The following is a 20380-nucleotide window of genomic DNA, read 5'->3' on the forward strand; positions in this document are numbered from 1 at the left end:
GGTTAGCATGGCGGCGCAGTTCCTGCTGCGCCGTCTTTCGTATCGCGAATCCTGGAAGGAATCATCATGAGCTGGCTCGACAAACTGTTGCCGCCGAAAATCAAGCAAACCGACCCGAAGAGCCGCAAGGGCATTCCGGAAGGGCTGTGGATCAAGTGCCCGTCGTGCGAAGCGGTGCTGTACCGCAACGACGTCGAGGCGAATCTGCACGTCTGCCCGAAGTGCGACCACCATATGCGGATCGGCGCGCGCGAACGGCTCGACGGCTTGCTCGATCCGGAAGGTCGCTACGAAATCGGCCAGGAAATCCTGCCGGTCGACGCGCTCAAGTTCAAGGACAGCCGTAAGTACCCCGACCGCCTGAAAGAGGCGATGGACGAAACCGACGAAACCGACGCGATGGTCGTGATGGGCGGTGCGATCCACACGCTGCCTGTCGTGGTCGCGTGCTTCGAATTCGCGTTCATGGGTGGTTCGATGGGCTCCGTGGTCGGCGAGCGCTTTGCGCGCGGCGCGCAGAACGCGATCGAGCAGCACGTGCCGTTCATCTGCTTCACCGCTTCGGGCGGCGCGCGGATGCAGGAAAGCCTGCTGTCGCTGATGCAGATGGCCAAGACCACTGCGATGCTGACCAAGCTCGCCGAAGCCAAGCTGCCGTTCATCTCCGTGCTGACCGACCCGACGATGGGCGGCGTGTCGGCGAGCTTCGCGTTCCTCGGCGACGTCGTGATCGCCGAACCGAAGGCGCTGATCGGCTTTGCGGGCCCGCGCGTGATCGAGCAGACGGTGCGCGAAAAGCTGCCGGAAGGCTTCCAGCGCGCCGAATTCCTGCTGCAAAAGGGCGCGATCGACATGATCGTCGATCGTCGCAAGCTGCGCGAAGAAATCGCGCAACTGATGGCTCTGCTCACGCGCCAGCCGGCTGACGCAGTCGCCTGATGCCGTTTCAGGCCGTGATGCTCCGCACGGCCAGCAGGAACAACTAACGCGCCGCGAGAGGTTCTCAAGCGGCGCGTTGTCATTTCTAGGATAATTCCGGTCCGCACTGCCAGTTTTTCAGATGACCACTTTCCCCACACTCGACGCGTGGCTCACGCACCTGGAATCCGCTCATCCTGTCGGTATCGACATGGGCCTCGCGCGCATCAGCAAGGTGCGTGACGCGTTGGACCTTAAGTTCGCGTGCCCGGTGATCACCGTCGGCGGCACGAACGGCAAGGGTTCCACCTGCGCGATTCTCGAATCGATCCTGCTGCGGGCGGGTTACACCGTCGGCTGCCACACGTCGCCGCATCTGCTCGCGTTCAACGAGCGCGCGCGCATCAACGGTCAGATGGCGACGGATGCGGAATTGCTGCCGCACTTCGAGGCGGTCGAGAAGGCGCGTCAATCGCTGCCCGAGCCTGTTTCGCTGACGTATTTCGAGTTCACCACGCTGGCGATCATGCATCTGTTCGCCGAGCGCGGGCTGGACGCAGTGATTTTCGAAGTGGGGTTGGGCGGGCGGCTCGACGCCGTCAACATCCTCGATACCGACTGCGCGATCATCACCAGCATCGACATCGATCACACCGACTTCCTCGGCGATACGCGCGAGAAAATTGCGTTCGAGAAGGCGGGTATTTTCCGCGCGGGCAAGCCGGCGATCTGCGCGGACCCGGTTGCGCCGCAAACGCTGATCGATCATGCCGAGAAAATCGGCGCCGAGTTGTGGCTGTTCGGACGCGATTTCCGCTACGAAGCGCAACCCGGTAACGAGCGCCAGCAGTGGAGCTACGTCGGCCCGACGATGCGTCGGTCTGCGCTGGCTTATCCGGCGCTGCGTGGCGCGAATCAGTTGCTCAATACGACGGCGGCGCTCGCGGGGCTCGAAGCGGTGCGCGACCGTCTGCCTGTGTCGGCGCAAGACATTCGTCTGGGTCTCGCCAATGTCGAGCTGCCGGGACGTTTCCAGGTGTTGCCGGGCAAGCCATCGATCGTGCTGGACGTCGGCCACAACCCGCATGCCGCCGCCGTGCTGGGTCAAAATCTCGGCAATATGGGCTTTTTTCCGTACACGTACGCCGTTTTTGGCTCGATGCGCGATAAGGACATCGCTGGCGTGCTCGAACATCTGAAAGGCGAGATCGATCACTGGAACGTGACCGATCTGCCGACGCCGCGCGCCGCCAGCGCGGAAGAACTGGAAACGGCGCTGCGCGATGCGGGCGTCAGCGAGGGCCCGGATTGCAGCGTGACGCGTTTTGCCACACCAGCAGAAGCTTTCCAGGATGCGCTAAAACGAGCCTCCGACAATGATAGAATCGTGGTTTTCGGCAGCTTCTTCACGGTTGCAGGCGTCATGGCCTACCGTAAATCGCAGCAACACTGAACGCGCGGGCCTCGAACCAAGCCATTCATGGGTATTTTCTCGTTCGGCAAGAAAGACGACGCACCGACACGGCGCGGCGCAAATTCCAGTTCCAGTCGCGGCAGCCGTGCCGAGCGCACTGAACGCGCGGAACGCGTCGAACGGCGCAGTCGCCGCACGGACCGTTCCGGCGACGCCGACGCGATGCTGCTCGATCCCACGCTTCCCGAAAAGCAGCGCGCACGACGCCGCCTCGTCGGTGCGATCGCGCTGGTGATCGCCGCCGTCGTCATTCTGCCGATGGTGCTGGATTCGCATCCTAAGCCCGTCACCGACGACATTTCCATCGACATTCCAAGCCGTCCGGCGCCGAAGCCGCGTGCGTCGGTCGACAGCGACACGCAAGCCGCCGTCGCGCCGGACAATCCCGCCGCGCCGGATGCCGCACTGGCCGCCTCGGGTCTCGCGCCCGCAGCGTCGGGCACGGCCGCTACTGGCGCCGTGGCGTCGCAGCGCGACGGCAGCAACAGCAAGAACGCGCCAATCGCGATGACGCCTGCGAAGCCGCAAGCGCCCGCTGCCGTCGCGAACAACGCGCCGGCTGCAAAGCCCGTAGCGAAACCGCAGGCTGATGCCAAGCCCGCGGCAAAACCGGAACAGAAACCCGCGGTCACGGAAGCGGCGCAAGGCGCCGCGTCGGGCACCGAAACAGGTACGCCCGCGGCGCCTCCGGGCAGCCGCTTCGCGGTTCAGCTCGGCGCGTTTCAGGACGACGCCAGCGCGCACGCGTGGGCGACCAAGTTGAAAGCGGCGGGTGTGCCCGTATATACGGAGCGTCGCAAGCAGGCTGACGGCTCCAGTCGAACCCTGTTGCGCGCCGGTCCGTTCGCGGACCGTGCGGCGGCGTCGGCGGCAATCGCGAAGGTGCGCGAGGCCGGTCTGACGTCGGGCGCGAACAACGGCGCTGCGCAGTAATCCGGCGATGTTCACCGCGTTCGACTACGCTGTAATGGCGGTGATCGCCCTGTCGGCCATGCGCGGAACGTGGCGCGGCTTTTTGTCCGAGGTATTCGGGCTGATAGGCTGGATCGTCGCGTTTCTGGTGGCGGCGCGCTTCGTGGGGCTGCTGGTACCCTACGTCCCGGCGAACTGGCCGGGCGGCGCCCTGACGCAGTGGCTGATCGCGTTCGCGTTGATCGTCATTGGCGTGATGCTGGTGGCAAGCGTGGCGAACGCGTTGCTGAGCCGGCTGGTGCAGGTGTCCGGTCTGGGCGGTGTGGATCGCTCGCTTGGACTGGTGTTCGGCCTCGTACGCGGGGTCATATTGGTGCTGGTTCTGGTCGCCCTCGGTGGCTTGACCGAACTGCCCAAACAGGAATTCTGGCGCAACGCGCTGCTGCGGCCCTACGCCGAGCAGGGCGTGCGAGAGCTGAAGCCTCTGCTTCCCGAAACGCTCGCCGCCTACGTCCACGTGTAACGATCGCGTTGCACGCAAGGGGCGAAGGCGGATGACAAGGCGGGCCGATGGTGAAGCAAGCAGAACCACGGCGCGCGCGGCTGTCTCCCAGGCAGGCCGCACTGATCGAATTTCGTACCCTTTGAAGGACATGCCATGTGCGGCATCGTAGGCGTAGTTTCCCAGTCACCCGTCAACCAGCTCCTCTATGACAGCCTGCTGCTGCTGCAGCACCGCGGTCAGGACGCCGCCGGCATCGCCACGGCGAACGGCAACAATTTCCACATGCACAAGGCCAATGGCATGGTTCGCGACGTGTTCCGCACGCGCAACATGCGCAGCCTGCCCGGCAATAGCGGCATTGGCCAGGTGCGTTACCCGACGGCGGGTTCTGCGTCGAGCGAAGAAGAAGCCCAGCCGTTCTACGTGAACGCGCCGTTCGGCCTCATCCTCGCCCATAACGGCAATCTGACCAACTGGCAGCAACTGAAAGACGAGATGTTCCGCATCGATCGTCGCCACATCAACACGAATTCCGACACGGAAGTCATGCTGAACGTGTTCGCGCACGAATTGCAGTTGTCGAGCTCGGGCCTGCAACTCGATCCCGCCGCGCTGTTCAAGGCCGTCACGGGCGTGCACCGCCGCGTGCGCGGCTCGTATGCGATCGTCTCGCTGATTTCCGGTTACGGTCTGCTCGGCTTCCGCGACCCGTTCGGCATCCGTCCGCTGTGTATCGGCAAGCTGGAAACGGCGTCGGGCACGGAATGGATGCTGGCGTCGGAATCGGTGGCGCTGGAAGGCATCGGCTTCGAGTTCGTGCGCGACGTCGCGCCGGGCGAGGCGATCTTCATCGACTTCGAAGGCAATTTCCACGCGCAGCAATGCGCGCCGAACGCGAGCCTGAACCCGTGCATTTTCGAACTCGTGTATCTCGCGCGTCCGGATTCGGTGCTCGATGGCGTGCCCGTCTACAACGCGCGTCTGCGCATGGGCGACTATCTGGCCGAGAAGATCATCCGCGTGCTGCCCGACGACGTGAAGATCGACGTCGTGATGCCGATTCCCGATTCGTCGCGTCCGGCGGCGATGCAGGTCGCGGCGAAGCTCGGCGTCGAATATCGCGAAGGCTTCTTCAAGAACCGTTACGTGGGCCGCACCTTCATCATGCCTGGCCAGGCGGTGCGCAAGAAATCGGTGCGCCAGAAGCTGAACGCGATGGGCATCGAGTTCAAGGGCAAGACCGTGCTGATCGTCGACGATTCCATCGTGCGCGGCACCACCTCGCACGAAATCGTGCAGATGGCGCGCGATGCGGGCGCAAGCAAGGTGATCTTCGCTTCGGCGGCGCCGCCCGTGAAGTTCCCGAACGTGTACGGCATCGACATGCCGACGCGCAGCGAACTCGTCGCTCACGGCCGTTCGGATGAAGAAGTGGCGCGCCTGATCGGCGCCGATTTCCTCGTCTATCAGGACGTCGACGCGCTGAAGAACGCAATCCGCGACATCAACCCGGCGCTGAAGGAGTTCGAAGCGTCGTGCTTCGACGGCAACTACATCACGGGCGACGTGACGACGGAGTACCTCGACCGCATCGAATCCGCGCGTCTCGCGCCGTCCGCGCAATCGGACCGTGACGCCGCGAGCGACGCGATCGAAGGCGGCGCTGCGCGTTCGCAATTGCACCTGCAACTGTCGGTCGAGTAACGCGTCGTAAGCGCGCGAACATCGGGTCAACCGGTCTCGCGCGCTGCGACAGCCGGTGAAACCCGGCGCGAAATCCGGGGGCAGTGCTACCATCGGGCTTGCGTCGATTTGATCTCAGCTTGCGGACGCGGGGAAACCCAAAACAGCTAAAGCGAACGGTGAGCAGCAGCACAGCCATCGCGCTTATAGCGTTCCCCGCACACGAAGCCCGCTTATGCCGACGCAAAGCGGGCTTTTTTGTTGCTCTCGCGTGCGCCTCGACTCAACGGCGAAAGCGCGGCCTGAAAAAACGGAACAGAACGAACATGGACGACTCCCTCAATTTCGACACACTCGCAGTCCGCTCGGGCACGTTGCGCAGCGAATTCGGCGAACACTCGGAAGCGATCTTCCTGACGTCGAGCTTTGTCTTTGCTAGCGCTGCAGAAGCCGCCGAGCGCTTTAAGAATTCCGAAGACTATTACACGTACTCGCGCTTCACGAATCCGACTGTGACGATGTTCCAGGATCGTCTCGCGGCACTCGAAGGCGGTGAGGCGTGCATGGCGACGGCATCCGGGATGAGCGCGATCATGTCGGTGGTGATGTCGGCGTTGCAGGCGGGCGATCATCTCGTCAGCTCGCAGAGCCTGTTCGGTTCGACGCTCGGCATGTTCTCGCAGATCTTTAGCAAGTTCGGCATCACGACGACCTTCGTCGATCCGACCGATCTCGATGCATGGAAAAACGCGGTGCGTCCCGAGACGAAGATGTTCTTCCTCGAAACGCCGTCTAACCCGCTGACGGAGATCGCCGATATCGAAGCGATCAGCAAGATCGCGAAGTCCGCGAATGCGCTGTTCGTCGTCGACAACTGCTTTTGCAGCCCGGCGCTGCAACAGCCGCTGAAACTCGGCGCCGACGTCGTGATGCATTCGGCGACCAAGTTCCTCGACGGGCAAGGCCGTGTGCTCGGCGGCGCACTGGTCGGCTCGAAGCAGTTCATCATGGAAAAGGTGTTTCCGTTCGTGCGCAGCGCGGGCCCGACGCTGTCGGCGTTCAACGCGTGGATTCTGCTGAAGGGCTTGGAAACGCTGTCGCTGCGCGTCGAGCGCCAGTCGGCGAATGCGCTCGAAATCGCGCGCTGGCTCGAAACGCATCCCGCCGTGAAGCGCGTGTTTTATCCGGGCCTCGAATCGCATCCGCAGTACGAGATCGCGAAGCGCCAGCAGAAAGCGGGCGGCGCGATCGTGTCGTTCGAACTGAAGGGCGACACGCCCGAAGCGATGCGCGCGAATGCGTGGCGTGTGATCGACGGCACGAAAATCTGTTCGATTACAGGCAACCTCGGCGACACGCGCACGACCATCACACATCCCGCCACCACGACGCACGGCCGCGTCACGCCGGAAGCGCGCGCGGCAGCGGGCATCACGGAAGGTCTGATCCGGCTTGCCGTTGGTCTGGAGAATGCAGCCGATATCCGCGACGATCTGACGCGGGGACTTGCGGGCTAGTGGAGTAGAGAAGTGAAACGAAACGGGCGCAATGAAGCGCCCGTTTTGTCATACGGCAACGCTTAATGCAGCAATGCGCGCCATTGACCCGGCGCCATTCCGAAGCGCCGCGTGAACGCATGCGTGTAGGCGCTCTGATCGCCGAAGCCGACTTCGAGCGCGACGTCGGTCAATGAGCGGTGCGGATCGGCGAGCAGCGTGACCGACGTATCCAGCCGCAGACGCTGCAAATAGCGATGCGGTGTTTCGCCGAATGCGTCGATGAACAATTGATGAAAGCGCCGCATGCCAAAGCCGCAGTGCGCGGCGAGGTCAGCGATGCGCAGCGGCTCGGACAGACGCGCACGCAGCCAGGCGTCGATACGCGCGAAGTCGAGACGGGCGCCCGGCGCAGCATCCGCCATGCCCGTGTCTTCGATGATCGCCGCGCATAAGCGGGCGGCGGCGTCCCAATTGAAGCGCCGCCATGCGGCATCGCCATCGATATGTCCCGTCGCGCGGCCCGCAATATGCGAAACCAGTTGCGCGAGCGACGAATCGACGGGGACGGCGCGCGCCCGGTCGAACAGACGTTGCGGCACGGCGACCGACGACGCGGGCAGATCGAGCACGAGCTGCCGGTTCTCGCCGACGCCCGCGTAGTCATGCCGCGAGCCCGCTGGAATGAGCCACGCGGACGTCCGGTCGATTTCCTGCGCGACACCGTCCACAATCATCACCATCGACCCGTCCAGACCGAGCACGATCTGATGGAAGTCGTGCACGTCCGACGCTTCCACGGTGCCATAACGGCGCAGGGAAACGCTGGGTGCGTCGATAACGGCGTGGCTCATCACAAAGCAACCGGAAAAACAGCGGAAACGCTCAGACGCCGAGCAATTCGACTTCGAACACGAGCGTCGCGTTCGGGGGAATCACGCCGCCTGCGCCGCGCACGCCATAGCCGAGTTGCGGCGGAATGGTCAGCTTGCGCACGCCGCCGACCTTCATGCCCTGCACGCCTTCGTCCCAGCCCTTGATGACCATGCCGCCGCCCAGCACGAACGCGAACGGGTCGTTGCGGTCCTTGCTCGAATCGAACTTCTGGCCGTCGGTCAGCCAGCCGGTATAGTGCACGCTGACGGTCTGGCCGGCCTTCGCTTCAGCGCCCGTGCCTTCCGTCAGGTCTTCGTACTTGAGGCCCGATGCAGTGGTGACAGTAGTCATGCGATGCTCCTTGTAATCGTTCGAAACCGCTATTGTAGGCGTGTTGTCCTGCCGTCGCGAAGATCGGCTGAACGGCCATGCCTATAATGTCCAGACTGCAACCAACGGTGAACCGCCAACGAGGATGTCGATCGTGACCACGTCTACTCCGTCTTCTTCCGGCAGCAACGAGGAGACGTTTGCCGTCGCCGAACGAACCGCGCGACGCTGCGCCGAAACGGCGCTCTTCATGCGCGATCATGTGCTGTCACTGGTCTCGCACGACCTGCGCAGCCCGCTGAATGCCATTCATAGCTGGGCCTATGTGCTCGACCGCAAGATCGACGCGAACGATGCCACCGCGCAACGCGCGCTCGAAGGCATTCGTAACGGCGTCGAGCAGCAGGTGAAGCTGCTCGAATCGATCGTCGATACGACGCGCGCCGAGACGAAAGCGCTTGTATTGAAGCGCGCGGCGTTCGCGCTGCGCCCGTTGCTCGATGAGACGATCGGCGATGTGCGAGAAGCGCTCGCCGTGCGGCGTGGCGTCGCTCTCGAACTCAACTCGCCGCTCGCCGCGCAGCAGATGGACGCCGACCGCGAGCGCCTCGCCGCTGCGTTGTGGCTGCTCGTCGCGTTCGCGGTGGAAGCGAGCGCGAGCGGCGCGACCGTCACGCTCGATGCCGACGTCGATGCGTCGATGTTCCGCGCCACGGTTACGTGGCAAGCCACGCCTGCTGCACTGACGGACGCTGCGCTGCCTCACGTGCTCGAAAACTTCGCGCGCGCGCAAGCGACGCAGCCGCGCGAAGCCAGCCGCATTTCGTGGGTGCTGGGATTGTGCAAGCGCATTGCCGAAGCGCACGACGGCGCGTTCGAACAGGGCGAATGGGCCGACGGCCAGCCGACGACACTGAAACTGCGTGTGCCGCTCGCCGGCGCATGACACACACGCGCACGCACACGGAATCGCGCGTGACCTGGCCGGATGGCCAGTTCATGCGCGCTCAGCGCTTTCACCTGCCTTTCGCGCTCTATACTGACGACTTTTGTCGCCGGAGTTCTTCGCTTTGATCCAGTTCGTCGCCCTCATTGGCGCGTTGTTGCTCGTTGCCCTCAACGGTTTCTTTGTTGCTGCGGAATTCGGTCTCGTCAAGCTGCGGCAGACGCGTGTGCAAACGCTCGCGGAGAAGCACGGCTTGCGCGGCAAGCTGCTCGGGAAGGTGCATGGGCGGCTGGATGCGTATCTGTCCGCGTGCCAGCTGGGCATCACGCTCGCGTCGCTGGGGCTTGGCTGGATCGGCGAGCCGGCCTTCGCGGAACTGCTGAACCCTGTGTTCCATCTGCTCGGCATCCAGAACGAGCAGTTGATTCACGGCATATCGCTGTTCTTCGCGTTCTCTTGCATTTCGTTCCTGCATATCGTGGTCGGCGAACTCGCGCCGAAGTCGCTGGCAATTCGTCAATCCGAGCACGTCTCGCTGTGGACGGCGATGCCGCTGTATGGCTTTTACTGGGCGATGTACCCGGCCATCTGGGTGCTCAACTCGAGCGCGAACGCGGTGCTGCGCATAGCGGGTCTGACAGCCGATCACGGCGGCGACACACATTACTCCACAGAAGAACTGAAGCTGATTCTGCGAGGCCGCAGCGCGAGCGTCACGAACGAACTCGACGGCTCGAAGGACGCCTATTCGCAGGACGAATGGAACACGATCGCGCATTCGCTCGATTTCTCACGCATGACCGTGTCCGACCTGATGCGGCCTGCGCATGAACTGGTGAGCCTGCGCCGCGATCTGCCGTGGCGCGACAACATGCAGATCATCGCGCGCCATCGTTTCAGCCGCTATCCGTTGCTCGAGGATGCGACGGGCGAGCGCGTCGCGGGCACCATCCATCTGAAGGATCTGCTGTTGGCGCGCCACGCGGGCAGCACGCTCGACGACCTGTCGCGCTACGTGCGCCCTGTGCAGTACGTGAAGCCCGAGATGCCCGCGTTGGAACTGTTCCGGCGCTTTCGCAAGGGCGCGCCGCATCTCGCGCTGGTCGGCCGGAAGAACGCGAAGCCGATCGGCTTCCTGACGCTCGACAATCTGCTCGGCGCGCTGGTCGGCCAGATTCACGACGAGTTCCGTCAGGGCGACGCCGACTGGACACGCATGGACGACGGCACGCTGATGGGCAAGGGTAGCTTGCCCGTGGTGTCGCTGGAGCGCGCGCTCGGTATCGATATCGACGAGGGCAGCGCAGAGTCTGTCGGTGGTCTGGTGATCAACGCACTCGGCGATCTGCCGGAAGAAGGGCAGCGCGTCGACTTCGACCGTTTTGATGTCGTCGTGAAGAGGATGAAGGGGCCGCGCATCGTGCTCGTGCGGGTGTATCCGAAGACGTTTGATGATGAGGGTGGTTGAGGTGTCACACGCCGTCACACCCGCGGCACCCCATCCTCAACCAGCACCGCCACAGGCATCGTCGTCAGCGCATCACGCAGATACAGCAGCCCGGTATCTTCGACCTTCGGCGCAGCGGGACTCACCCAGTCGAACAACGCCCGCCCGAACAGTTCTTCGGGCATCTGCACGGCCGTATCGTCCCACGCAATCGGATCGACGATCGGCAAGTCGCTGCTGGCATCGAGCAGCGCCATCGAGAGCCGCGTCGCCATCACCACCGCCCAGCAGTTGCCTTGCCGCCGCGCGAACGCAATGACATGCGCGGCGTACTTGCCTTGCACCGTGAGCGGCGTATAGCTGCCGCTACTCAGCAATTCAGGTATCTGCATGCGTAACGCGAGCATCCGCTGATTGATCGCGAGCTTCACGCGGCCATCGCGCCAGCCAGCGAGGTAATCGGAAGGCGGCGCCTCGGCGAGCAGCGCCTGTCGCTGCGCGAAATCGACAGGCCGCCGGTTGTCGGGATCGACGAGACTGAAATCCCATAGTTCGGTGCCCTGATAAAGATCGGGCACGCCAGGCGAAGCGAGCCGCAGCAAGGTCTGCTGCAGACTATTCACCACACCCGCCCGGCCGATGCGCGCAACGAACCCACTCAGTTCGCGCAGGAATCCATCGCGACGCTGCGGCGCGAGAATATCGAACAGAAACTCACGGCAGCCGTTTTCAAAAGCTTCGTCAGGCGCGAGCCACGTAGTGCGCAGCTTCGCCTCGCGCAGCGCCTTCACCTGCCATTGCGCGACGCGTTCAGCGAGCGCCTTGACGCCCGCTTCGTCGTCGGGCGAAAGTCCGGGCGGCCAGCAGCCGACCAGCGTCTGATACAGCATCGCCTCGGCGCCGGGACCGGGCGCCCAGTCGTCGGCGTTGCCATCCAGCGCGCGCCGGTGCGGCGTGTTCAACGTCGTCCATGCGCGCAGCGTCGCCGTCCACTCGTCGGCGATTTCGCTCAGCACGGCGAGGCGCGCGCGCGTGTCCTCGCCGCGCTTGTGGTCGTGCGTCGCCGTCGCGAGCAGCGCGTGAGGAAAGCGCCGCGCGCGTTCCTGATTGCCCGCGTGAAACTGTTCGACCGTCAGCGCGAACTCGCCCGGGTCCGCGCCCACTTCGCAACGCGACAGCAAACGTCCGTAGCGATAGCACGCGGTATCTTCGATGGCCTTTGCGGCGACGGGCGCCGTCAGTTGCGAGAACAGCGTCTGCACGGTACGTCGCGCGGACGCCGTGTGATTGAACGCGCCCGCGCCGCCATTCTGCTGCGGCGCCTGATACGCGGCGTTGCGTCCATTGCCGTTCTCGTCGGCGCCGCTGCCGAGCCACGCGTCGACGCGCGCCAGTACGCCATGATCGGCGCGCGACAGCGTTTGCTTCGCGGCATCGAGCGCGATGTCGAAGTAGGCGTTATCAGCAGCGCTGCGCAGGCCGTTTTGCGGATAGATGCGATAGACGGGGAAGTGCGCAGCAAGCTCGTTGGTCACGCGGCGGATCGCCGTGTACGTGAAGTCGCGCGTCGTGATGCTGTCGCGCGCCAGCCGATGCAGCGCGCGCGACACGCGGTCCAGTTCCGCGGGCAGATTCTCCGCGAGAATCTTGCGGCGCGCGGGCGGCGCCTCGTCGGCGAAGCTTGCGGGACGGCCGCTCAGGTCGGCCCACGCATCGGCGAGCGGCGCCGCGCCCGCCGGATCGTGCAGCAACGCGCCGGCGTCGTTCATGAAATCGTAGCCCGTCGTGCCGTCCACTGGCCAGTCGTCGCGCAGCGCTTCGCCGCGTCCGAGTATCTTCTCGACGACGACATACGGCGTCGTGCCCTCGCGCAGTTCCGACAGCCGCTGACGCAGCCGCTGCGTGTACTCGCGCGGTTCCGCGAGCCCGTCAATATGATCGATGCGCACGCCGTCGATCACACCTTCCGCATAGAGCCGGAAAATCAGCGCGTGCACGGCATCGAACACTTCGGGACGCTCGACGCGCACAGCCGCGAGCGTGCTGATATCGAAGAAGCGCCGCCAGTTCACTTCATCCGACGCCGTGCGCCACCACGCGAGCCGGAAGTGCTGCCGCTCGATCAGCCGGTGCAGGCGGTCGCGCGTGACGGGCTCGTTGGGCGAATACGCTTCGAGCACGAACTCGATGGCCGACGCGCCGTTCTGCCGCACGAATTCACGCAGCGCTTCGCGGCCTTCAGCAGCGCGCGGATGATCCGCGGGCTGCGTCGTGATCGACGTGAAGCGCTCGGCGAGCGCGCTCAGATCCGCGCGATCCGCCGATTGCAAAATGGCCGCGTAATCGATCGGGCAAACGGGGCACGCGTGCTCGCCATAGACGATGTTGAAGCGCCCGTTGTCGGCGTCGAAGCGCAGCGCGATGCGGCCCGCGATCAGTTCCTCGCCGTAAGCCGCGCCGAGCACGGGCATCAGCACCTTGCCGCGCAGCGCCGGGTCGGGCGAGTGCCAGTCGACATCGAAAAAGCGCGCAAAGGCGCTATGGCGGCCCCATTCGAGAATGTCCTGCCACCACGCGTTGTACCTGCTCATGCCCATGTGATTCGGCACGACGTCGACGATCAGGCCCATGCCGAGTTCATGCAGCTTGTCGGTCAGACGCCGCAGACCGTTTTCGCCGCCGCACTCGGCGCTGACCTGGCCGTAGTCGACGGTGTCGTAGCCGTGCGTGGAGCCGGGCGTGGCCGTCGTGATCGGCGAAGCGTACAGATGGCTCACGCCGAGCGCGGCGAAATAGTCGACGTGCGCGAGCGCATCGTCGAACGTGAAGTCGCGATGGAACTGGAGTCGGAGCGTGGCGCGCGGAACAGTCATGGCGTATCTGACAACGAAGAAGCAGAGGTTGAGTCGGTGCGCGCCTGCTCGATGGCGAGCAGACGGTCGCAGAAGGTGGCGTCGGTGAATAGTGCGTCGACGGGCTGGATCACGCGGCGGCGCCAGTTCGGATGCTCGTCGATCGAACCGGGCAGATTCGGCTGATCCACGAGACTGAGCAGGTCTTCCAGCGGAAACGTGACGAGCGGCGACGGCGTGGCGGCGACGAAGGCGAGCGCTTCATCGACGGGCGCTTTATCGGGCGGCGGCGGATCGACGTCGGGCGCGGCGACTCCGGCTTGCTGGAATGCTCGCCATAGTGCGGCGCGGTCGTCGTCGCGTTCGGCCTGCGCGAGCGCGACAGGATCGCGCCCGTCGGCGCGCGCGGCCGTCTGACCGATGCGATTGCGCCACACAATGTCCTCGCCGCGCCACCAGCCGGAGACGGTCGGCAGATCGTGCGTGGTCGTCGTCCCGACCGCGCCGCTATCCCATTCCGCGGGCGGCATGAAGCCCTTGCCGTCCCTCGTGCGTTCGAACCACAGCACGCGGATACCCGCCAGGCCATGCTCGCTGAGTCGCTCGCGAAAACCCGGCGGTACGGTGCCGAGATCCTCGCCAATCACGATCGCGCGATGCCGCCACGATTCGAGCGCGATCAACCGCAGCATGTCTTCGAGCGGATAGCGCAGGTACGCGCCGTTTTTCGCGCTCTCGCCTTCGGGCACGAGCCACAGCCGCCGCAGCCCGAGGATGTGATCGATGCGGATGCCGCCCGCGCAGGCGAACGCGGAGCGCAGCATGTCGATGAACGCCGAGAAGCCCTGATTGCGCATGGCACGCGGCGAGAACGTGGTGAGGCCCCACGCCTGGCCCGCCTGGTTGAACAGATCGGGCGGCGCGCCGACGGACACGCCGTGCAGCATGTCGTCGCGATACGACCATGCATGCGAGCCCGCGCTGTCACAGCCCACAGCGAGATCCGCGATCAGTCCGATCGCCATGCCCGCGTCGCGCGCCGCGTGCTGCGCGTGCGACAGTCCCTTCGACGCGAGCCATTGCAGAAACAGATGAAACTCGACCTCATGCCGATGTTCGTTCGCGAAGGCCTCGACTTCCGGGCTGCGCGGGTCTTGCAGCGCAGCCGGCCATTTGCGCCAGTAGCCTTCGCCACTGTGCAGCAACTGGAACGCATGCAGCGCTTCGAAGCGCGCGTGATCTTCGAGCGCGCGGCCGCCACGCTCGCAAAAGCCGTGAAACTCCAGCGCGCGCGGCGAGTCCTGTGCGCGGTCGTTCGCGCAGAAACGCTCGAACAGCACGCGCAGCATCTTGAGCTTGAGCGGCGTCGCCGTCTTCCAGTCGATCAGCGGCAGCGTTTCGAGTTGCGGCCAGACGTCGGCGCCGCCCGCCGCATCGAGCGCGGCCTGTGCGGCCTGCGCACCGAACACGGCAGCGGGATCGATATGCGTGACGTTCAACCACAGCCGCGACGATGGCGAATACGGACTGAACGAGCGCGGCAACGCGCTGAACATCGCGTGTGTCGGGCTGACGGCGAGCGCATGTGCCCCGCGTTTCGCGCTTTCGATGGCGAGCGTGGCCAGCGCCGTGTAATCGCCGATGCCGCCGTCGCCGACCCGGCGCAAGCCGTAAATTTGCGCCGCGATGCCCCATAGCGGCGGCGCGTTCGTGTCGTCGCCGTGCATCGCGCGCCACGCGTCGGTGACCGTGTAGCACTGCGAGGGCGCCACGGCGAGCGTCATCCGGTGATCGTTGAGCACGAGCGTGTGATAGCCGGGCTCGTCGATGGGCGACAGCAGCGCGGCTTCGCCCTTCGGCGCCGTGAAGCGGCCATCGATCAGCGAGCCGCTTTCCAGTTCGATCCGGTAGTGGCTGCCCGACTTGATCGCGGCGGCGGGCAAGCCGATGCCGCGTCCGCATTCGACCGTCATCAGCGGCGGCAGCTTGCGGCCGGACAACTCGGCTTCGAGCGCGCCCGCGCTCTGGCGAATCTGCGTGGCGTTGCCGCACGGCAGGCCCATACGTTCGAGCAGCGTGGCGAGCGTGCTGTCGGGCACGCGCTTCCTGTTGTGATGCGCGTCTTCCCATTCGACTTCGAAGCCTGCGCGTGCGGCGAGGGCGTCGATGGAAATACCGGGGCGTCGGGTCGTGGCCACGCGTGTCACTCCTTAGGTCTGCACGTGTTTGCGCGCGTCGTGGCCGACGGCATATTCGCTGACGTCGCCTGTCAGCCATGCGACAAATGCGTTCGGTGGCAACTCGCCCGCGTCGACGCGATCGCGCACGCGCGGCGGCGTTTCGAAGATCACCTTGCCGGCAGGGCGCTCGCCGAGCGACACGGCTTCATCGCCGAGATTCAGCACGATGGAGAGCGTCTCGCCGTCGTCGAGTTTCCAGCGAGCGGTTAGCGCGTTCGCGTCCCGATCGCCGGCTGCCTTGAGGACGGTTGCACCGAGCGCCTTTGTATGGCGCAGGCGCGGCGCGATCAGCTTCGCGCGCACGGCGAGCGCCGATTTGTAGAAGTGCATCCAGTCGAGCGCGTCCTTCGCGTCAGGCGTGTCGCCGTGCCGCTCGGCTGGCGGCGACGACATGGCGAGCGTTTGCGGATCGTTCGGATCGGGAATCAGCGCGCGGCGTTTCTCGTCGGCGAATGCGGAGAAACGCGCGAACTCCTTGCGGCGTCCTTCGCGCACGGCATTCGCCAGATCGCCGGTGTAGTCGGTGAAGAACAGGAACGGCTGTTTCGACCCATATTCCTCGTCCATGAACAGCAGCGGAATTTGCGGCGACAGCAGCAACAGGCCCGTGGCGGCGCGCAGCGCGTCATCGGAACACAGCGTGCGCAGACGCTCGCCCATCGCGCGATTGCCGATCTGATCGTGGTTCTGCAAGAACGCCACGAACGAGGTGGGCGGCAAATGCCCGCTCGGCTGGCCACGCGGTTTGCCGTCGTGGATCGGCGACGGGTCGCCCTGATAGCCGAAGCCGCTGCCGAGTATCCGCGCGAGCCGCTGGATCGGCTGATCGGCGTACGCGGCGTAGTAGCCTTCATGTTCGCCCGTCAGCAGCACGTGCAGCGTGTTGTGCGCGTCGTCGTTCCATTGCGCGGTGAAATGCCTGTCGAGCAGGTTCGCCGTATTGCGCTCGTTTTCCAGCACGAGATGCACGTGACGTCCGTGCTGCACATGCGCACGCACGTGATCGGCGAAACGGCGCAGCCAGTCGTCGTTGTCGATGGCGTGCACGGCGTCGAGGCGCAAGCCGTCGAAGCGATATTCGTTGAGCCAGTAGAGCGCGTTGTCGCAAAAGTACTCGCACACTTCGCCGCGTTCGAAGTCGATGGCCGGTCCCCACGGCGTGTGCGTGCCTTCGCGGAAGAACGGCTTCGCATATTGATGCAGATAATTGCCGTCCGGGCCGAAGTGGTTGTAGACCACGTCGAGGAACACCGCGAGGCCGTGCGCGTGCGCGGCGTCGATCAGCGCCTTCAGGTCGTCGGGACGCCCGTACGCGGAGTCGGGCGCATAAGGCAGCACGCCGTCATAGCCCCAGTTGCGCTTGCCCGGAAAATCGTTGAGCGGCATCAGTTCGATGGCGGTGACGCCCAGCTCCGCGATGGCGGGCAGGCGTTTCATCACGCCGCCGTAGCCGCCCAGCGCGCCGGCATGCAGTTCGTACAGCACGGTTTCTTCCCAGGGCCGACCGCACCAGCCCGTGTGCTCCCATGTGTAGGCGCGCGGATCGATCACTTCGCTCGGGCCGTGCACATCCTGCGGCTGGAAGCGCGACGCGGGGTCGGGAATCAGCAGCGCGCCGTCGAGCTTGTAGCGATACAGCGTGCCCGCGCCGCAACCGATTTCTGTCTCGAACCAGCCATTGCCCGTCGCGCTCATGTCGTGCGTGCCGGACCCATCGCCGTTTTCGACGACGACCTGCACCTTCGCGCACGACGGCGCCCACAAGCGAAAGCGCGTGCGTTGCTTCGCGCTCGCCGCGCCGAGCAGCTGCGCGCCGAACGGCAGGCAGTGCGCGTGATGATGCGCGTGAGGGTCGATAGGACGTTCATGCATGATTGTCACCATTCGTCGGCATGTTGATACGCACACTCATTGCAGACCTTCCGGCATGGGCTTTCTGTCGATACTCGGGCGCACGCGCCGTCAACCGGACTGCTCCGTGTCGGGCATCGACGTGCCCGGGTCCGGCGGCAACGCGGTCAACAAACGCGGTCCGTACTGGGCGCCCGCGCGCCAGCTTGCCTGCCAGTCCGCGTCGCCCGTCGGCTGCGCCGCGAGCACCACCATGCTGTGCGCGGGCACTTCCAGGTCGGGCGTCGCGAGCGGCGCGGGCGGCGCCTCAGGGTTCGCCGTATCCAGCAGCACATGCCATTCCAGGTGCGGTGGCGGAGGCATGAAGCGCAACGCCGCTGCCGATGCGTTCAACATCATCAACAATACTTCCGTTTCTCCATTCAGGCCTGCGCCCGCGCGCCGCAGCGTGAACGCGCGGCCCTCGGGGTCCTGCCAGGCTTCGATGGTCAGCGCTTCGCCGTTTTCGTCGAACCAGCCGACGTCGTAGAGACCCGGCAAGACTTCACGGTCGCCGAACAGGAAGCGGTTTTCGCGCAGCAGCGGATGCTGTTTTCGCAACGCGATGATGCGCGCGAAGAACATAGTCATTTTGCGCCCGTGTGGGAGCGCGGCACGTTCCCAATCTATCCAGGAAATTTCGTTATCCTGGCAATACGCATTGTTGTTGCCGCGCTGGGTGCGGCCCATTTCGTCGCCGGCGAGCATCATCGGCGTGCCGAGCGCGATGAACAGCGTGGCGATCAGCGAACGCGAGACACGCTCGCGCGCCTCGGCGATAGCGGGCTCGTCGGTCGGGCCTTCGACGCCCCAGTTCGAACTGTAATTTTCGTTGTGGCCGTCGTTGTTGTTCTCGCCGTTGATCTCGTTGTGTTTCTGCGAGTACGCGACGAGATCGGACAGCGTGTAGCCGTCGTGCGACGTCACGAAGTTGATCGAAGCCGTCGGCTTGCGAAAGCGCCGGTTGAACAGATCCGCCGATCCCGTCAGCCGCGCGGCGAGATCGGGCCGCATGCCGGCGTCGCCGCGCCAGAAGCGGCGCACGGAATCGCGGAAACGGTCGTTCCATTCGCTGACGCCGGGCGGATGATTGCCGAGCTGATAGCCACCTGGGCCGATGTCCCACGGCTCTGAAATCAGCTTGCGTTGCGACAGGATGGGATCTTGCCGTAGCGCGTCGAAGAAACCCGAGCCGGGATCGAAACCCGAATGCTCGCGCCCGAGCGTGACGCCGAGATCGAAACGAAAGCCGTCGATATTGAAAGCAGTCGACCAGTAGCGCAGCGAATCCATCACCATTTGCAGCACGCGCGGGTGGGGCATGTTGAGCGTGTTGCCACAGCCGGTGTCGTTGATGTGATGGCGTTCATCGCCTGGAATGAGGCGGTAATAGCTGGCGTTGTCGAGTCCGCGCCACGACACGGTGGGGCCCATCTCATTGCCTTCGCACGTGTGGTTGTAGACGACATCGAGTATTACCTCGATTCCCGCCGCGTGCAGTTGACGGACGGCGATGCGCATTTCATCGAGCCGGTGTGCCGTCAGATATGACGGTTCTGGCGCGAAGAACGCGGCCGTGTTGTAGCCCCAGTAGTTGCGCAGTCCGCGCTCGACGAGAAAGCGGTCGTTGAGGAATGCGTGGACGGGGAGCAGTTCGACGGCGGTGACGCCGAGTTTTTGCAGATGCTCGATGAATTCCGGCGATGCGAGTGCGGCGAACGAGCCGCGTTCGGGTGTGCGGAGGTCTTTGCGTAGCATCGACGCGCCGCGCACGTGGGTTTCGTAGATGACGGTTTCGTTCCACGGGACGTTGGGGCGGGTGTCGTGGGACCAGTCGAAGGCTTCGTCGACGACCACGCACTTGGGCATGGCTGGCGCCGAGTCTCTTCTGTCGATGGAGAGGTCCATTCTGTTCGAGTGCACACGGTAGCTGAACAATGCGTCCGACCATCGGAACTGGCCGATGAGTTTTCGTGCGTAGGGGTCGAGCAATAGTTTGTGCGGGTTGAAACGGTGCCCGTGCTGCGGTTGGTATGGGCCGTGGGCCCGGAATGCGTAGACCGTGCCTGGGTGCGCGTGTGGCAGGTAGCCGTGCCATACCTCGTCTGTGCATTCGGGCAGCGTGTAACGCTTCAGTTCTTTTCTGCCTGTTGGCTCGAAGAGGCAAAGCTCAATTCTTTGCGCGTTCGCGGAGAAGACGGCGAAGTTCACGCCTAAGCCGTCCCAGGTTGAGCCTAATGGGTACGGGGCGCCCGGGAGTAGTCTGTCTGGTAGTACGTGCGGCATGGCAAGTGTTCCCGTTGTTGTTGGTTTTGGTTTTGCTCCTGCGGTTGCATCCGCCTTATGCCTCTGCGGTGGCATCCGCGATTCGTTAGCGTGCTTCAAGCGTCGCCCCTGTGCGGGGCGGCACCTACTTTTCTTTGCCGCCGCGCCGCCGCAAAGAAAAGTAGGCAAAAGAAAGCGGCTAACACCGCCAACATTTCTTGTTGCCTGAGGGCCCCCAACCGGTCCCTCACTTCACACGGCAACCTGCTTGTTCCGCGTTCGTTGCCAATGCTCCAAGCCAGCGCATCACCCACTTCACACACCCGCGTCGCACCACGCCGTGCCAGCTATTCCACCGCCGCCCAGGTGGCAAACTGTGTGTAGGCCCAGGTGCTCCGCACGCCTCACTTCGAACCGATAGGGCACGCGTCCCACCCCGTAAGAGCGCCGAGTTATACGCCGCGACAACCTACACACAGTTTGCCACCTGGGCGGCACATACCATTCGCTGCCGCTTGGCCGTGCAAATGCATTCGAAGCGGGTGA

The 20380-nt window shown here is 64.5% G+C and carries 14 protein-coding genes; 8 read left to right on the top strand and 6 right to left on the bottom strand.

Features of this window, described 5'->3' with window-relative positions:
• Positions 1-66: 66 nt before the first annotated feature.
• The 6 genes from accD (at position 67) to H1204_RS28185 (ending at position 7009) form a co-directional block, all read left to right on the top strand.
• On the top strand, positions 67-939 hold the full coding sequence (gene accD, locus H1204_RS28160; protein ID WP_035999347.1) for an acetyl-CoA carboxylase, carboxyltransferase subunit beta: 873 nt from the start codon (positions 67-69) through the stop codon (positions 937-939).
• 121 nt (positions 940-1060) lie between these two features.
• Positions 1061-2371: a bifunctional tetrahydrofolate synthase/dihydrofolate synthase gene (folC, locus tag H1204_RS28165; RefSeq protein WP_180731746.1), complete on the top strand. Its 1311-nt coding sequence runs from the start codon at positions 1061-1063 to the stop codon at positions 2369-2371.
• A 27-nt stretch (positions 2372-2398) separates the two neighbouring features.
• Positions 2399-3325, top strand: coding sequence for an SPOR domain-containing protein (locus H1204_RS28170; RefSeq protein WP_180731747.1), 927 nt, complete (start codon positions 2399-2401; stop codon positions 3323-3325).
• A gap of 7 nt (positions 3326-3332) precedes the next feature.
• Positions 3333-3827, top strand: coding sequence for a CvpA family protein (locus H1204_RS28175; RefSeq protein WP_007579610.1), 495 nt, complete (start codon positions 3333-3335; stop codon positions 3825-3827).
• Between the two features lie 135 nt (positions 3828-3962).
• Positions 3963-5513 carry an amidophosphoribosyltransferase gene (purF, locus tag H1204_RS28180; RefSeq protein ID WP_180731748.1) on the top strand — a complete coding sequence of 517 codons (1551 nt, stop codon included), beginning with the start codon at positions 3963-3965 and terminating at the stop codon, positions 5511-5513.
• Positions 5514-5818: 305 nt separating this feature from the next.
• Entirely contained in the window at positions 5819-7009 is a 1191-nt protein-coding gene (locus H1204_RS28185; protein ID WP_180731749.1) for an O-succinylhomoserine sulfhydrylase, read from the top strand.
• 62 nt (positions 7010-7071) lie between these two features.
• On the opposite strand, the gene H1204_RS28190 is transcribed toward H1204_RS28185, so the two are convergent.
• Entirely contained in the window at positions 7072-7842 is a 771-nt protein-coding gene (locus tag H1204_RS28190; RefSeq protein WP_180731750.1) for an AraC family transcriptional regulator, read from the bottom strand.
• A 31-nt stretch (positions 7843-7873) separates the two neighbouring features.
• Positions 7874-8215 carry an FKBP-type peptidyl-prolyl cis-trans isomerase gene (locus H1204_RS28195; RefSeq protein WP_180731751.1) on the bottom strand — a complete coding sequence of 114 codons (342 nt, stop codon included), beginning with the start codon at positions 8213-8215 and terminating at the stop codon, positions 7874-7876.
• Positions 8216-8339: 124 nt separating this feature from the next.
• Here H1204_RS28195 and H1204_RS28200 point away from each other — a divergent pair, with 124 nt between their 5' ends.
• Both H1204_RS28200 and H1204_RS28205 read left to right on the top strand, forming a co-directional pair.
• Complete coding sequence (locus H1204_RS28200) at positions 8340-9140, top strand: HAMP domain-containing histidine kinase (RefSeq protein WP_180731752.1); 801 nt, start codon at positions 8340-8342, stop codon at positions 9138-9140.
• Between the two features lie 124 nt (positions 9141-9264).
• Positions 9265-10608: a hemolysin family protein gene (locus tag H1204_RS28205; RefSeq protein WP_180731753.1), complete on the top strand. Its 1344-nt coding sequence runs from the start codon at positions 9265-9267 to the stop codon at positions 10606-10608.
• A 14-nt stretch (positions 10609-10622) separates the two neighbouring features.
• Here the strand turns inward: H1204_RS28205 and treY are convergent, their stop codons facing one another.
• The 4 genes from treY to glgX all read right to left on the bottom strand — a co-directional run bounded on the left by treY (position 10623) and on the right by glgX (position 19855).
• Complete coding sequence (gene treY, locus H1204_RS28210; protein WP_180731754.1) at positions 10623-13460, bottom strand: malto-oligosyltrehalose synthase; 2838 nt, start codon at positions 13458-13460, stop codon at positions 10623-10625.
• Positions 13457-15637 carry a 4-alpha-glucanotransferase gene (malQ, locus tag H1204_RS28215; protein WP_180731755.1) on the bottom strand — a complete coding sequence of 727 codons (2181 nt, stop codon included), beginning with the start codon at positions 15635-15637 and terminating at the stop codon, positions 13457-13459. Before malQ ends, treY begins: the two co-directional genes overlap by 4 nt.
• Before the next feature lie 12 nt (positions 15638-15649).
• A complete protein-coding gene (gene treZ / locus H1204_RS28220) occupies positions 15650-17551 on the bottom strand; it encodes a malto-oligosyltrehalose trehalohydrolase (RefSeq protein WP_180731756.1) in 1902 nt (633 codons plus the stop codon).
• Between the two features lie 90 nt (positions 17552-17641).
• Positions 17642-19855, bottom strand: a complete 2214-nt coding sequence (glgX, locus tag H1204_RS28225) for a glycogen debranching protein GlgX (protein WP_180731757.1) — start codon at positions 19853-19855, stop codon at positions 17642-17644.
• Positions 19856-20380 lie beyond the last annotated feature (525 nt).

It is taken from the genome of Paraburkholderia sp. PGU19 (assembly GCF_013426915.1).
GTDB lineage: Bacteria > Pseudomonadota > Gammaproteobacteria > Burkholderiales > Burkholderiaceae > Paraburkholderia.